Below are 14,858 nucleotides of genomic sequence, written 5' to 3' on the forward strand. Positions count from 1 at the left end.
TAAGACCCAGCGCGGCCCGGACGGCGCTAGACGCGCGCCGGTTCCTTCTTTTCCTCCACGGGTCCCAGCCGCCATGGCCCGCCGCCGAGCAATTGCAGCTCCTGTTCGTGGTGCTGCTCGACGGTGGGCCGATGACTGACGCTGACCACCACACAGTCCGGCAGCTCGGTCCGCACCAGCTGGTAGAGCGCGAATTCCAGGCCCTCGTCCAGCGCGGAGGTGGCCTCGTCCAGGAAGACCGCCTTGGGTTTGGTGAGCAGGATCCGCGCGAAGGCGACCCGTTGCTGCTCGCCCGGGGACAGCACCTTGGCCCAATCCCGTTCTTCGTCGAGCCGGTCCAGCAGCGGCGCCAGTGCGACTTTGGTGAGCACCTCGCGCAGCTCGGCATCGGAGACCTCGTCCGGCGAGTTCGGGTAGCACACCACGGTGCGCAGGCTACCCAGCGGCACGTACGGCAACTGCGACAGGAACATGGTCGCGTTGTCGCCCTGCGGACGGCAGAGGGTGCCGGACGCGTACGGCCACAACTCGGCGAGGCTGCGCAGCAGCGTGGTCTTGCCGGCACCCGAACGCCCGGTGATCACCAGCGAATCGCCTTCGGCGAGTTGAACATCGAGCGGGTCGATCAGCCGATCGCCGGCCGGAGTGCGCACCTCGATGTCGCGAAGCTCGACTGGCGCCTCTTCGCTCGGCTTGACCAGGATGGTCGGCAGCGCGCGGCCCTTGTCGTTGGCGTCGACCAGCCCGTGCAACCGGATGATCGACGCCCGGAAGGCCGCGAACGCGTCGTAGTTGTTGCGGAAGAACGACAGCGAATCCTGAATGTTGCCGAAGGCCGTCGCGCTTTGCCCGACGTCACCGAAGTCGATCCGGCCGGCGAACAGGCGCGGCGCCTGAATCACCCACGGCAGCGGGACGATTGCCTGCGACACCGACCAGTTCCAGCCGTTGAAGATGATGGTCCGGCGGACGAACTTGCGGTAGTTGTCGATGATCGGGGTGAAGCGCCGCCACAGTTGCGCCCGCTCCACACGCTCGCCGCGGTAGAAGCCCACGGCCTCCGCGGCATCGCGCAATCGGACCAGGGCATACCGGAACGCGGCGTTCAGCTTCTCGTTGTTGAAGCTGAGCCAGATCAGCGGATGGCCGAGCCAGATCGCCACCAGCGTGGCGACCAGCACGTAGATCAGGACGGTCCAGAACATGGCGCGCGGGAAGTCGACGCCCAACACGGTCAGGTTGCCGGACAGGTTCCACAGGATCGCGGCGAAGGAGATCACCGAGGCCACCGCGTTCACGGCGCCGAACAGCAAGGTGCTGCCGGTCCCGTTCGAGGGGATGTTGGGGGTGCCACCGGCATTCGCGGTGAAGATGTCGATGTCCTGCTGGATGCGCTGGTCGGGGTTGTCGATGGTGTGGTCGATGAACAGATCCCGGTAGTAGGCCCGGCCGGCGAGCCAGTCGTCGGTGAGATTGGCCGTCAGCCACATGCGCCAGGCGATGATGAACCGCTGCGTCAGGTAGATGTCCACCATGAACCGGATGACGTACAAGACCGCCAGCACGCTGAAGATCGCGATCGACATCCAAAAGCCGTGTATCCCGGACTGTTTGACGTTTTCGTCGTCGGCCGCGAGGCCCTGCACCGCCTTTTGTACCGCGGTGTAGAGGTCGTTGCCCTGGTAGCTGAGCAGCACCATCAGCCGCACGGACAGGAGTACGGACAGCAACAGCACGCCCAGCATCGCCCACACCCGCACGCTGTGCGCACCCACGAAGTAGCCGCGCGTGATCCGCCAGAACTGCTGGCCCCACGGCGTGAGATACCTGAAGGCGACCAGCACGATGAACAACACCACCGCGCTGATGACCCACGCGATGGCTACCCACCGCAGGGAATCCACGGCGGCCGTCGACCAGTCGATCGACGGCTTGAACGGCTTCGGGCCCATGGTCGCTATCTCCTCGGGGTCGAGCTGATGGACTCTGCTGGAACTTCAAATCCTCCGGCGAAGGTACCCGAAGGATCTGGATAGGCTGCGGTTATGAGCACCGACGCCATCTCCACACAAACATTGCACGCCGGCCGGCTCATCGCGCGGCGCCTGCGCGCCAGCGGTGTCGACACCGTCTTCACGTTGTCGGGTGGCCACCTGTTTTCCGTTTACGACGGCTGCCGCGAGGAAGGGATTCGGCTGATCGATACCCGCCACGAGCAGACCGCGACCTTCGCCGCCGAAGGGTGGTCGAAAGTGACGAGGGTGCCCGGCATCGCCGCGCTCACCGCGGGACCGGGGGTCACCAACGGCATGAGCGCGATGGCGGCGGCTCAGCAGAACCAGTCACCCCTGGTCGTTTTGGGCGGCCGGGCGCCGGCGCAGCGCTGGGGAATGGGTTCGCTGCAGGAGGTCGATCACGTGCCGTTCGTGGCGCCGCTGGCCCGCTTCGCCGCCACGGCGCAGTCGGCCGGGGACGCCGGCCGTCTCGTCGACGAGGCGTTGCTGGCGGCGGTCGGCGCCCCGTCGGGCGTCGGCTTCGTCGACTTCCCCATGGACCACGTGTTTTCCATGTCCGGGGATGACGGCCGTCCCGGCGCGCTCACCCACCTGCCACCGGGGCCCGCCCCCGACGGCGACGCGCTGGGCCGCGCCGCCGGCCTGCTGTCCGCGGCACAGCGGCCGGTGATCATGGCGGGCACCAACGTCTGGTGGGGGCACGGGGAGGCGGCGCTGCTGCGCCTCGCCGAGGAACTGCAGATCCCCGTGCTGATGAACGGCATGGCCCGCGGCGCGGTGCCCGCGGACCACCCGTTGGCCTTCTCCCGGGCGCGTGGAAAAGCGTTGGGGGAAGCCGACGTTGCGCTGATCGTCGGTGTCCCCATGGACTTCCGGCTCGGCTTCGGTGCGGTGTTCGGGCCCCAGACCCAGCTCATCGTGGTGGACCGGGCCGAACCCGAGCGCAGCCATCCCCGCCCGGTTGAGGCCGAGCTCTACGGGGACCTGCTGACAACCCTCGCGGCGCTGGCCGCCGGTGGCGGGACCGACCACCGAGCGTGGATCGAGGACCTGCGGGCGGCCGAAACCGCGGCGCGCGACAAGGAGAAGACCGAACTCGCCGACGACCGCGTCCCGTTGCATCCCATGCGGGTGTATGCGGAGCTGGCGCCGATGCTGGACCGCGACGCGATCGTCGTCATCGACGCCGGTGACTTCGGGTCCTACGCCGGGCGGGTGATCGACAGCTATCAACCGGGCTGCTGGCTGGACAGCGGCCCCTTCGGCTGCCTCGGCTCGGGCCCCGGTTACGCCCTGGCCGCCAAGCTCGCCCGGCCGGACCGTCAGGTCGTCCTCCTGCAGGGCGACGGCGCCTTCGGCTTCAGCGGCATGGAATGGGACACGCTGGTTCGGCACAACGTGCCCGTCGTCTCGGTGATCGGCAACAACGGAATCTGGGGACTGGAAAAGCACCCCATGGAGGCGTTGTACGGCTATTCGGTGGTGGCCGAACTGCGTCCGGGCACCCGCTACGACGAGGTGGTGCGCGCCCTGGGCGGCCACGGCGAGCTGGTCTCCGCGCCGGCCGAGCTGCGGCCCGCGCTGGAACGCGCCTTCGCCAGCGGCCTGCCCGCCGTCGTCAACGTACTCACCGACCCCAACGTCGCCTACCCGCGCCGCTCGAACCTGGCCTGAGCTCACGCGGCGGCCCACCGCGTACCGTTGACCTGTGCCAAAGACGACCCGCGCGCAACCCGGCGGCCTGAGCAGCCGATTTTGGCGACTGCTCGGCGCCAGCACGGAAAAGAACCGCAACCGCTCCCTTTCCCAGGTCACCGACTCCTCCGAGTACGACGAGGAGGCCGCCGGCCTCACCGACGAGCAGCTCCGCAAGGCCGCCGGTCTGCTGAAACTGGACGATCTCGCGGAGTCCGAGGACATCCCGCAGTTCCTCGCGATCGCCAGGGAGGCCGCCGAACGGGCGACCACGCTCCGCCCGTTCGACGTGCAGCTGCTCGGTGCGCTGCGCATGCTCGCCGGCGACGTCATCGAAATGGCCACGGGTGAAGGCAAAACGCTCTCCGGAGCGATCGCGGCGGCGGGTTACGCCCTGGCCGGGCGGCACGTGCACGTGGTGACCATCAACGACTACCTGGCCCGCCGTGACGCCGAGTGGATGGGCCCGCTGATCGAGGCGATGGGGCTGACGGTCGGCTGGATCACCGCCGAGTCGACCAGCGAGGAGCGCCGCGCCGCCTATGGCTGCGACGTCACCTATGCCTCGGTCAACGAGATCGGTTTCGACGTGCTGCGCGACCAGCTCGTCGTCGACGTCGACGACCTGGTGTCGCCCAACCCCGACGTGGCCCTGATCGACGAGGCCGACTCGGTGCTCGTCGACGAGGCGTTGGTGCCGCTGGTGCTGGCGGGCACCACGCACCGGGAGACGCCGCGGCTGGAGATCATCAAGCTGGTCGGCCAGCTGAAGCCGGACACCGACTTCGAGACCGACTCCGACAGCCGAAACGTCCATCTGACCGACGTCGGGGCCCGCAAGGTCGAGAAGGCGCTCGGCGGCATCGACCTCTATTCCGAAGAGCACGTCGGCACGACCCTGACCGAGGTCAACGTCGCCCTGCACGCGCACGTGCTGTTGCAGCGCGACGTGCACTACATCGTCCGGGACGACGCGGTGCACCTGATCAACGCCGCCCGCGGCCGCATCGCGCAACTGCAGCGCTGGCCGGACGGCCTGCAGGCCGCCGTCGAGGCGAAGGAGGGCATCGAGACCACCGAGACCGGTGAAGTGCTCGACACGATCACGGTGCAGGCACTGATCAACCGCTACGAAACCGTGTGCGGCATGACCGGCACCGCGCTGGCCGCCGGTGAGCAGCTGCGCCAGTTCTACAAGCTCGGCGTGTCCCCAATTCCGCCGAACGAGCCCAACATTCGCGAGGACGAGTCCGACCGCGTCTACATCACCGCCGCCGCCAAGAACGACGGAATCGTCGCGCACATCGCCGAGGTGCATGAGACCGGGCAACCGGTGCTGGTCGGCACGCGGGACGTGGCCGAATCCGAGGAGCTGCACGAGCGGCTGCTGCGCCGCGGCGTACCCGCGGTGGTGCTGAACGCGAAGAACGACGCCGAGGAAGCCGAGGTGATCGCCGAGGCCGGCAAGTATGGGGCGGTCACGGTGTCGACGCAAATGGCGGGGCGCGGCACCGACATTCGGCTCGGCGGCTCCGACGAAGCCGACCATGACAGGGTCGCCGAACTCGGCGGGCTGCACGTGGTCGGCACCGGACGGCATCACACCGAGCGGCTGGACAACCAGTTGCGCGGGCGGGCCGGACGCCAGGGCGACCCCGGCTCGTCCGTGTTCTTCTCGAGTTGGGAAGACGATGTCGTGGCGGCCAACCTCGACCACAACAAGCTGCCGATGGAAACCGACGAGGACGGCCGGATCGTCAGCCCGAAGGCGGCCGGGCTGCTCGACCACGCCCAGCGCGTCGCCGAGGGCCGGATGCTCGACGTGCACGCCAATACCTGGCGCTACAACCAGCTGATCGCCCAGCAGCGCGCCATCATCGTCGATCGCCGAAACACGTTGCTGCGCACCGCAAGTGCTCGCGAGGAGCTCGCCGAGCTGGCACCCAAGCGGTACAAGGAGCTGTCGAAGGACATTCCCGAGGATCGCCTGGAGAAGATCTGCCGGCAGATCATGCTCTACCACCTCGACCGCGGCTGGGCCGATCACCTGGCGTACCTCGCCGACATCCGGGAAAGCATCCACCTGCGCGCGCTGGGCCGGCAGAACCCGCTGGACGAATTCCACCGGCTGGCCGTCGACGCGTTCGCGTCGCTGGCCGCGGATGCGATCGAGGCCGCGCAGCAGACGTTCGAGACGGCGAACGTCCTCGAGGAGGAACAGGGCCTGGATCTGTCCAAGCTGGCCCGGCCCACCTCGACGTGGACCTACATGGTCAACGACAACCCGCTGTCCGACGACACGCTGTCCACGCTGAGCCTGCCCGGCGTCTTCCGCTAGGCCGTCGACGGCGGGCGCCGGCTGTGCGTCCAGCCGCACACTGGGGACCGAGTGTGCGTCCAGCCGCGCACTCGGCGTTCGACTAAGGTCACGGCTTATGGAGCCGGCGCTTCCGCCCGACCGGGTGCTCACCGTCCCCAACGCGCTGAGCGCGATCCGCCTGGTGCTCATCGGAGTGTTCGTCTACGCCCTGTTGGTGGCGCACGCCAACGGGTGGGCGGTCGGGATCCTGATGTTCAGCGGTGCGTCCGACTGGGCCGACGGCAAGATCGCCCGGCTGCTCAACCAGTCGTCGCGGCTCGGGGTTCTGCTCGACCCGGCCGTCGACCGCCTCTACATGATCTGCGTTCCCGTCGTGATGGCGCTGAGCGGGATCGTGCCGTGGTGGTTTGTCGCCGTCCTGCTGGTGCGGGACGGGCTACTGGCGGCGACGCTGCCGCTGCTGTGGAGCCGCGGGCTGTCCGCGCTGCCGGTCACCTACATCGGGAAGGCCGGCACGTTCGCGTTGATGTCCGGTTTTCCGCTGGTGCTGCTGGGAACGTGGGACGCCCTGTGGAGCCGCGTGATCGGCGCCTGCGGCTGGGCGTTCCTGATCTGGGGCATGTACGGCTACCTGTGGGCGTTCGCGCAGTACGTGGTGCAGATGACGTTGGTCGTGCGCCGGATGCCCCGGGTCAAACACGGAGGCAGGCCCGCCCCGCCGAAGGCGGTCGAACGTGGCTGACCCGGACCGCCTGCTCGGCGGCTACGACCCCAACGCCGGGCGCAGCGCCCACGTGGCGGCGCGGCCGCAGCTGATCCCGGTGCCGTCCCTGCTGCGCGCCCTGCTCTCCGAGCACCTGGATCCCGGGTACGCCGCGGCGGCAGCCAAACGCGGCGACGCCGCCGCGCACCCGCACCGGCGCGACCGCGCCTTCGGCTGGCTGTGGCAGGCGTTGGCGGCGCTGCTGATCGCCACGGTCTTCGCCGCCGCCGTCGCGCAGGCCCGCTCGGTGGCCCCCGGCGTGCGCTCGGCGCAGCAGTTGCTGCTGGGCAACGTGCGTTCGACCGAGGACACCGCGGCCAAACTGGCCCAGCGGCGCACCGAACTGTCCTCCCGGCTGGACGGCGTGCAGCGCCGCGCGCTGGCCGACGACGCCGAAGGGCAGCGGCTGCTGGCCCGGCTCGATGCGCTCGGCCTGGCCGCGGCCAGCACGGCGGTCATCGGTCCTGGCCTCAAGGTCACCGTGACCGACCCGGGTGCCAGCCCGAACCTTTCCGACGTCTCCAAACAGCGGCTCGGCGGCAGCAGGCAGATCATCTTGGACCGGGATCTCCAGCTGGTCGTCAACTCGTTGTGGGCCAGCGGCGCCGAGGCGATTTCGCTCGGCGGGGTCCGCATCGGGCCGAACGTGACCATCCGGCAAGCCGGCGGCGCGATCCTGGTCGACAACAACCCCACCAGCAGCCCGTACACGATCCTCGCGGTGGGGCCGCCCCGCGCGATGCGGGACGTCTTCGACCAGAGCTCCGGCCGGCAGCGTCTTAAGCTGCTCGAGGTCTCCTACGGTGTCGTCGTCACCGTGGACGCCGCCGACGGGCTGACGCTGCCCGCGGGATCGATCCGGGATATCAAGTTCGCCAAACAGATTGGGCCACAGTGAGAAAAGCCCTCGACAGACCTCTCCGGCCGGGTGAGTCGCGGACGGAGAATCGAGCATGATCGGCATCGCGGCGCTGGCGATCGGCATCGTGCTCGGGCTGGTCTTTCACCCCGCCGTGCCCGAGGTCGTCCAGCCCTACCTGCCCATCGCGGTGGTCGCGGCGCTGGACGCGGTGTTCGGCGGGTTGCGCGCCTACCTGGAACGCATCTTCGATCCGAAGGTCTTCGTTGTCTCCTTCGTGTTCAACGTTTTCGTGGCCGCACTGATCGTGTACGTCGGCGACCAGCTGGGCGTGGGCACGCAGTTGTCGACGGCGATCATCGTGGTGTTGGGAATCCGAATCTTCGGCAACGCCGCCGCCCTGCGGCGCCGGCTGTTCGGGGCATGACCGCGCCGACGACGATGCGGAGCCAGCGATGTGGAGGAGCGGCGCTATGACCGGGAGGAGGCCGGCGTGAGCCACGACCCGGGGGACCGCGCCGCCGAAAGTGGTGACGCCGCAAGCCCTACGCAGCACGGCCGCCACGAGCTTCCGGCGAAACGCCCTCGCCCGGAGATCGGGCCGGTGCGCCGAACAGGACTGTCCGGACTGGCCCGCGGCGGTCGCTCCCGGCTGGCTTTCGGGATGTTGGCGGCCCTGTTGTGTCTGCTGCTGGGCATCGCCATCGTCACGCAGGTCCGCCAAAACGAGTCGGGCGATTCGCTGGAAACCGCGCGGCCCGCGGATTTGTTGGTGTTGCTGGATTCGTTGCGGCAGCGCGACGCCACCCTCAACGCCGAAGTGAACGAACTGCAGAACACCCTGAATTCGCTGCAGGCGTCCGGCAATAACGACCAGGCCGCCATCCAGGCCGCGCAGGCGAAGCTGGCCGCGCTGTCCATCCTGGCCGGCGCCGTCGGCGCCACCGGGCCGGGTGTCACCGTCACGATCGACGATCCCGGGCCGGGGGTTTCGCCGGAGGTGATCCTCGACGTGATCAACGAGCTTCGTGCGGCCGGGGCCGAGGCGATCGAAATCAACGACGCGCACCAGTCAGTCCGCGTCGGTGTGGATACCTGGGTAGTGGGTATGCCTGGCTCGCTGACGGTCGACACCAAGACGCTGTCGCCCCCGTATTCGATTCTGGCGATTGGCGATCCGCCCACCCTGGCCGCCGCGATGAACATTCCGGGCGGCGCCGAGGACAGCATCAAGCGCGTCGGTGCGCGGATGTCCGTCCGGCAGGCCGACCGAGTGGACGTGACCACCTTGCGACAACCAAAACCGCACCAATACGCTCAGCCCGTCAAGTGAGCATTCTCCCAACAGAACAGGACGACTTGTGAGCGATATCCCGCCCGACCTGCACTACACCGCCGAACACGAGTGGGTTCGCCGAAGCGGTGAGGACACCGTGCGGGTCGGCATCACCGACTTTGCCCAGTCAGCCCTGGGCGATGTCGTCTTTGTTCAGCTGCCCGAGGTGGGCACCGAACTGACCGCGGGTGAATCGTTCGGCGAGGTCGAGTCGACGAAATCGGTCTCGGATCTGTACGCCCCGGTGTCGGGCACGGTGTCCGCGGTCAATGCCGAGCTGGAAGGCAGCCCGCAGCTGGTCAACTCCGAGCCCTACGCGGGCGGGTGGCTGCTCGACGTGCAGGTGTCGGATGTCGCCGCGTTGGAGTCGGCCATTTCGTCGCTGCTCGACGCCGAGGCCTACCGCGGAACGTTGACCGAATGACGATTGCTAATGTGCCTGCCAGCCCCGCGGCGACGCGAGCGGTGCGGCGGCCGGCGGGGGAAAGGCGGGCAATCGGTCTTTCGATCGTCGGGTGGGGGGCACATTGCAGACCTATGCGCGGTACCGTCGACACATCGACACTTGAACGCACGAGCCTTAGTAATCGGCAGTACCGGGCGAAAAGACCCAGCGAGCAGCCGGCCGAGCGGCCCGGTCAGACAACGCCACAGCGGCCAGTGAGGAGCAGCGCGTGACGGATATGGACAACGACCAGACCTCTGACGAAGTCACGGTGGAGACGACTTCCGTCTTTCGTGCCGACTTCCTCAACGAACTGGACGCTCCCGCGCAGGCGGGCACCGAGAGCGCGGTCTCCGGGGTGGAAGGCCTCCCGGCAGGCTCCGCGCTGCTGGTCGTCAAACGGGGGCCTAACGCGGGATCGCGCTTCTTGCTCGACCAGCCCATCACCTCCGCCGGTCGGCATCCCGACAGCGACATCTTTCTCGACGACGTCACCGTGAGTCGCCGCCACGCCGAATTCAGGTTGGAAAACAACGAATTCAACGTCGTCGATGTCGGTAGCCTGAATGGCACGTACGTCAACCGGGAGCCCGTCGACTCGGCGGTGCTCGCCAACGGCGACGAGGTGCAGATCGGCAAGTTCCGCTTGGTGTTTTTGACCGGGCCCAAGCAGGGTGAGGACGGAGGATCCGGAGGCTAGTGAGCGCACCCGATAGCCCGGCACTGGCCGGGATGTCGATTGGGGCGGTCCTGGAACTGTTGAGGCCGGACTTTCCCGATGTCACGATCTCCAAGATTCGCTTCCTGGAGGCCGAAGGACTGGTGACGCCGCAGCGCGCCGCGTCGGGCTATCGGAGATTTACCGCATACGACTGCGCCCGGTTGAGGTTCATCCTGACCGCGCAGCGCGATCACTACCTACCGCTCAAGGTCATCCGGTCGCAGTTGGACGCCCAACCCGATGGCGAACTGCCGCCCTTCGGCTCGTCCTACGCCGGGCCACGTCTGGTGTCGGTGGCAGGCGTCGGGGAGGTCGCTGCCGAGCCGGGCTCCGGGGCCGGGCCCGACGCGGCCGCGGTGGCGCCGTCGAGCATCCGGCTGAGTCGTGAAGATCTGTTACAGCGCTCCGGGGTGGCCGACGATCTGTTGACGGCGCTGCTCAAGGCCGGCGTAATCACCACCGGCCCGGGCGGCTTCTTCGACGAACATGCCGTGGTCATCCTGCAATGCGCGCGGGCGTTGTCGGAATACGGTGTGGAGCCGCGGCATCTGCGTGCTTTCCGCTCGGCGGCCGACCGGCAATCCGACCTGATCGCCCAAATCGCCGGGCCGCTAGTCAAAGCCGACAAGGCCGGCGCTCGTGACCGCGCCGACGACCTGGCGCGTGAGGTGGCGGCCCTCGCCATCACGTTGCACACGTCGTTGATCAAATCCGCCGTTCGCGACGTTCTGCATCGCTGAGGACTAGACTTCGTCGATAGCTTGGTTTTCAGCGGCATAGCGACAATCCGGCGTCGTCGTTGCGCCAAGAACCGACACGGCAGCATATGCGGAGGGCAGACACAAATGGGTGAAGTTCGTGTTGTCGGCATTCGCGTTGAGCAGCCGCAGAACCAGCCGGTCCTGTTACTGCGCGAGACCGACGGCGACCGGTACCTGCCGATCTGGATCGGTCAGTCGGAGGCTGCCGCCATCGCACTCGAGCAGCAAGGCGTCGAGCCGCCCCGCCCCCTGACACACGATCTGATCAGGGATGTCATTGCCGCGCTTGGTCATTCGCTGAAAGAGGTGCGGATCGTCGATCTGCAAGAGGGCACCTTCTACGCCGATCTGGTCTTCGACCGCAACATCACCGTGTCGGCCCGGCCGTCGGATTCGGTGGCGATCGCGCTGCGCGTCGGGGTTCCGATCTATGTCGAGGAGGCCGTGCTGGCCCAGGCCGGCCTGCTCATCCCCGACGAGACCGACGAAGAGGGTGGCACCGCCGTGCGCGAGGACGAGGTGGAGAAGTTCAAGGAGTTTCTCGACAGCGTGTCCCCGGACGATTTCAAGGCCACGTAGACGCCTCTAGAGACCGTTCGAACGGCCCGCCCGGCGGGTACTACCCTGGACACCGACATCACGGGCGGATCTCAACTAGCGCCGGGATGTCGACACGCCTGGCGGATAGCGCCCTCACTTAGCCCGCCGGCAGCCATACTTTGATCACGACTTAAGGGCGCGGTAGCTACCGAACAGCGTAAGCTCTCTAGCACTCGGGTCTGAGCAAACGTGGCTGCGATGCAGCCAGTGACGCAGCTGGAAACGAAAGCGCGATCGGCGAGAGGAAGCACCGTGAGCGAGCAGCCACGCCAAGAACAGCTGGACCTAGCTGACCACCCGACCGCCGCACCGGAAGCGCCCGTGCAGCCCGGACTGTTCCCCGACGACTCCGTGCCGGACGAGCTGGTCGGGTACCGCGGCCCCAGCGCCTGCCAGATCGCGGGAATCACTTACCGCCAGCTGGACTACTGGGCGCGCACGTCGCTGGTGGTGCCGTCGATCCGCAGCGCGGCGGGCTCCGGCAGCCAGCGGCTCTACTCGTTCAAGGACATCCTGGTTCTCAAGATCGTCAAGCGGCTGCTCGACACCGGGATCTCACTGCACAACATCCGGGTCGCCGTCGATCATCTGCGCCAGCGCGGCGTGCAGGACCTGGCCAACATCACGTTGTTCTCCGACGGCACCACGGTCTACGAATGCACCTCGGCCGAAGAGGTCGTCGACCTGCTGCAGGGCGGGCAGGGCGTATTCGGGATCGCCGTGTCCGGCGCGATGCGCGAGCTGACCGGAGTGATCGCCGACTTCCCCGGCGAGCGGGCCGATGGGGGCGAGTCGATCGCCGCCCCGGAAGACGAGCTGGCGTCCCGGCGCAAGACCCGCGACCGCAAGATCGGTTAGGCGCGCCAGCCCGACCGGGTAAACTGGGATCCGCATCGCACTCGTGCGGGAGAGTTCCGTGACGGCCAGCCACGGACGCCGAAGGAGCAACACCTCTCCGCTAACCTCTCAGGCACCCGGACCGCCGGAGTTAACGATGCCTCTGGAAAGCGGTGCCGACCCCTAGCGGTCGACACCCGCCGATGGGGAAAGGCGCTCAGACATCAGCGGGCGCCGAATCTCTCAGGCGCCCGGCGCACGGGTGAAGACAGAGGGAGAGGACCGCTAGTCCTCTCCCTTGTCGCTGCCACCAGGAGTTACGCCAGTGCCCGAGCAAGCAACCTTCGCCGCCCGCCACATCGGCCCGGACGCCCAGGCCGTCGCGGCCATGCTGGCCGTCATCGGGGTCGACTCACTCGACGAGTTGGCCGCCAAGGCCGTTCCGGCGGGGATCCTCGACAAGCCCACCGCCGGCGGCGCGGCACCCGGCCTGGACGAATTGCCCCCGGCCGTCACCGAGGCCGAGGCGCTGGCGGAGCTGCGGGCGCTCGCCGAGGCCAACACCGTGGCCGTCTCGATGATCGGGCAGGGCTATTACGACACGCTTACCCCGCCGGTGCTGCTGCGCAACGTGCTGGAGAACCCGGCCTGGTACACCGCCTACACGCCGTACCAGCCCGAGATCAGCCAGGGCCGACTGGAGGCGCTGCTGAATTTCCAGACGATGGTTGCCGACCTGACCGGGCTGGAAGTCGCCAACGCCTCGATGCTCGATGAGGGCACCGCGGCGGCCGAGGCCATGACGCTCATGCACCGCGCGACCCGCGGCACGTCGAACCGCCTCGCCGTCGACGCCGACGTCTTCGCCCAGACCACTGCAGTATTGGCGACGCGGGCCCAGCCGTTGGGCATCGAGATCGTCACCGCCGACCTGCGCGAGGGTCTGCCCGATGGCGACTTCTTCGGGGTCATCACCCAGCTGCCCGGCGCCAGCGGCCGGGTCACCGACTGGGCGGCCCTGGTGGAGCAGACCCATGAACGTGGCGCGCTGGTCGCCGTCGGTGCCGACCTGCTGGCGTGCACACTGATCACCCCACCCGGGGACATCGGTGCCGACGTCGCGTTCGGAACCACCCAACGATTCGGTGTGCCAATGGGATTCGGCGGTCCGCACGCCGGATATCTGTCGGTGCACTCCAAGCACGCCCGCCAGCTGCCGGGCCGGCTGGTCGGCGTGTCGTTGGACGCCGACGGCTCCCCGGCCTACCGGCTGGCGCTGCAGACGCGCGAGCAGCACATCCGCCGGGACAAGGCGACCAGCAACATCTGCACGGCGCAGGTGCTGCTGGCGGTGATGGCCGCGATGTACGCCAGCTACCACGGGGCCGACGGGCTGGTTCAGATCGCCCGCCGCGTGCACGCGCACGCCGAGGCCATTGCCGCCGCCCTGGGCTCGGCGGCCAACACAGCGCTGGTGCACGACGCGTTCTTCGACACCGTGCTGGCACGGGTTCCGGGACGCGCCGACGAGGTGGTGGCCGCGGCCAAGGCGAACGGCGTCAACGTGTGGCGCGTCGATGCCGACCACGTGTCGGTCGCCTGCGACGAGGCCACCATGGACGCGCACGTGGCGGCGGTGCTGGACGCGTTCGGCGTGCCGGCTGCCGAACCCGTAGCCGTCGATATCGCGACCCGCACCTCGGAGTTCCTCACCCATCCCGCGTTCACGCAGTACCGCACCGAAACGGCGATGATGCGCTACCTGCGCGCCCTGGCGGACAAAGATATCGCTTTGGACCGCAGCATGATTCCGCTCGGCTCGTGCACGATGAAGCTCAACGCCGCCGCCGAGATGGAACCGATCACCTGGCCGGAATTCGCGCGTCAGCATCCGTTCGCCCCCGCGTCGGACACCCCCGGCCTACGCCGGCTCATCGCTGACCTGGAGAGCTGGCTGGTACAGATCACCGGGTACGACGCCGTCTCGCTGCAGCCCAACGCCGGCTCGCAGGGCGAGTACGCCGGACTGCTGGCCATCCACGACTACCACGCCAGCCGGGGCGAACCGCACCGCAACATCTGCCTGATCCCGTCCAGCGCGCACGGCACCAACGCGGCGTCGGCGGCGTTGGCCGGTATGCGGGTGGTGGTGGTGGCCTGCCACGACAACGGGGATGTCGACCTTGACGACCTGCGCGCCAAGGTCGCCGAGCACGGCGACGCGTTGTCGACGCTGATGATCACCTATCCGTCCACCCACGGCGTCTACGAGCACGACATCGCCGAGATCTGCGCGGCCGTGCATGACGCCGGCGGCCAGGTGTACGTCGACGGCGCCAACCTCAACGCGCTCGTCGGCCTGGCCCGGCCGGGGAAGTTCGGCGGCGACGTCAGCCACCTGAACCTGCACAAGACCTTCTGCATCCCGCACGGGGGCAGGGCCCCCGATCCTGCTGTGCCACGTCAGCCACCTGAAGCTTCCTCTATCGCAACATCGTCGCCTGTC

Annotated in this window: 13 protein-coding genes and 1 riboswitch; of the genes, 12 read left to right on the forward strand and 1 reads right to left on the reverse strand. The window is 68.2% G+C overall.

Features of this window, described 5'->3' with window-relative positions; genetic code table 11:
- Positions 1–26: 26 nt before the first annotated feature.
- Positions 27–1,952 carry an ABC transporter ATP-binding protein/permease gene (locus A5697_RS18640; RefSeq protein ID WP_067950364.1) on the reverse strand — a complete coding sequence of 642 codons (1,926 nt, stop codon included), beginning with the start codon at positions 1,950–1,952 and terminating at the stop codon, positions 27–29.
- 93 nt (positions 1,953–2,045) lie between these two features.
- Here A5697_RS18640 and A5697_RS18645 point away from each other — a divergent pair, with 93 nt between their 5' ends.
- The 12 genes from A5697_RS18645 to gcvP all read left to right on the forward strand — a co-directional run.
- Positions 2,046–3,689: an acetolactate synthase gene (locus tag A5697_RS18645; RefSeq protein ID WP_068011644.1), complete on the forward strand. Its 1,644-nt coding sequence runs from the start codon at positions 2,046–2,048 to the stop codon at positions 3,687–3,689.
- 34 nt (positions 3,690–3,723) lie between these two features.
- Positions 3,724–6,048, forward strand: coding sequence for an accessory Sec system translocase SecA2 (gene secA2, locus A5697_RS18650; protein WP_067950368.1), 2,325 nt, complete (start codon positions 3,724–3,726; stop codon positions 6,046–6,048).
- A gap of 97 nt (positions 6,049–6,145) precedes the next feature.
- Positions 6,146–6,772: a CDP-alcohol phosphatidyltransferase family protein gene (locus A5697_RS18655; RefSeq protein WP_067950370.1), complete on the forward strand. Its 627-nt coding sequence runs from the start codon at positions 6,146–6,148 to the stop codon at positions 6,770–6,772.
- Entirely contained in the window at positions 6,765–7,691 is a 927-nt protein-coding gene (locus tag A5697_RS18660) for a DUF881 domain-containing protein (protein WP_068011645.1), read from the forward strand. The genes A5697_RS18655 and A5697_RS18660 overlap by 8 nt, the downstream gene beginning before the upstream one ends.
- 55 nt (positions 7,692–7,746) lie before the next feature.
- Positions 7,747–8,079 (forward strand): small basic family protein, encoded by a 333-nt coding sequence (locus tag A5697_RS18665; protein ID WP_064950365.1) that lies wholly within the window; start codon positions 7,747–7,749, stop codon positions 8,077–8,079.
- Between the two features lie 66 nt (positions 8,080–8,145).
- On the forward strand, positions 8,146–8,985 hold the full coding sequence (locus A5697_RS18670; protein WP_067950496.1) for a DUF881 domain-containing protein: 840 nt from the start codon (positions 8,146–8,148) through the stop codon (positions 8,983–8,985).
- A gap of 28 nt (positions 8,986–9,013) precedes the next feature.
- Positions 9,014–9,412: a glycine cleavage system protein GcvH gene (gcvH, locus tag A5697_RS18675; RefSeq protein ID WP_067950375.1), complete on the forward strand. Its 399-nt coding sequence runs from the start codon at positions 9,014–9,016 to the stop codon at positions 9,410–9,412.
- 259 nt (positions 9,413–9,671) lie between these two features.
- Positions 9,672–10,133 (forward strand): glycogen accumulation regulator GarA, encoded by a 462-nt coding sequence (gene garA, locus A5697_RS18680; protein ID WP_276038948.1) that lies wholly within the window; start codon positions 9,672–9,674, stop codon positions 10,131–10,133.
- Complete coding sequence (locus A5697_RS18685) at positions 10,133–10,894, forward strand: MerR family transcriptional regulator (RefSeq protein ID WP_067950377.1); 762 nt, start codon at positions 10,133–10,135, stop codon at positions 10,892–10,894. Before garA ends, A5697_RS18685 begins: the two co-directional genes overlap by 1 nt.
- A gap of 105 nt (positions 10,895–10,999) precedes the next feature.
- A complete protein-coding gene (locus A5697_RS18690; RefSeq protein ID WP_046184273.1) occupies positions 11,000–11,494 on the forward strand; it encodes a bifunctional nuclease family protein in 495 nt (164 codons plus the stop codon).
- Between the two features lie 273 nt (positions 11,495–11,767).
- On the forward strand, positions 11,768–12,373 hold the full coding sequence (locus tag A5697_RS18695) for a MerR family transcriptional regulator (RefSeq protein WP_067210125.1): 606 nt from the start codon (positions 11,768–11,770) through the stop codon (positions 12,371–12,373).
- A 36-nt stretch (positions 12,374–12,409) separates the two neighbouring features.
- Positions 12,410–12,507, forward strand: a riboswitch (glycine riboswitch).
- A gap of 170 nt (positions 12,508–12,677) precedes the next feature.
- The coding region (gene gcvP / locus A5697_RS18700) for an aminomethyl-transferring glycine dehydrogenase (RefSeq protein WP_231972110.1) at positions 12,678–14,858 on the forward strand (2,181 nt) is incomplete at its 3' end.

Origin of the sequence: Mycobacterium sp. E3251, from assembly GCF_001666835.1 — a bacterium.
GTDB lineage: Bacteria > Actinomycetota > Actinomycetes > Mycobacteriales > Mycobacteriaceae > Mycobacterium.